Origin of the sequence: Paraburkholderia sp. J63, from assembly GCF_905220245.1 — a bacterium.
In the GTDB taxonomy this organism is placed as follows: domain Bacteria; phylum Pseudomonadota; class Gammaproteobacteria; order Burkholderiales; family Burkholderiaceae; genus Paraburkholderia.
Map to the genome: position 1 here is coordinate 1 of NZ_CAJMZF010000184.1, position 431 is coordinate 431.

Annotated in this window: 1 protein-coding gene; it reads right to left on the reverse strand. The window is 45.7% G+C overall.

All coding sequences use genetic code 11. From position 1 onward, the window contains the following. Nucleotides 1-360, reverse strand: a 360-nt coding sequence (locus tag U5775_RS39085) for a hypothetical protein (RefSeq protein ID WP_322063458.1), incomplete at its 3' end; no start/stop codon positions are given. Nucleotides 361-431: the final 71 nt, after the last annotated feature.

A 431-nucleotide genomic window follows, 5' to 3' on the forward strand; every position in this document is an offset into this window, starting at 1 on the left:
TGGGTTGTACATCAGCCATGTACCGTTGACCTGCCTGGCATTCAGCATCGTGCCGATTTTTTCGTCGCTCGCGTCTACGCAAAACAAGGTAAAGCCATTCGAGAGACCCGTCGAATCATTAGACGATGTGTCTGGGAAAGTGAAGGTTCCGACAGCGGGAGTACTTTCACTATGCACCTCAAAGTTTCCGCCAAACATCCCTGAATCGATACGAAAGTGGCATAATCCAACGGCGTACTCTTTGGCATTGGCTGCCATGTTTTGAGTAATCGTTCTTGTGGATGCCGGCATGGTTAGAGTTAAGAATAGTAACGATATGGTTACGTCAAATCCACGCGTAAGAATGGCTGAATTTTTCATTCAATTCCTCATAAAATAGAAATTCTGTTAAGAACCATTACTGGCGGCCAATACCGTCCAGTCAGAAAGTG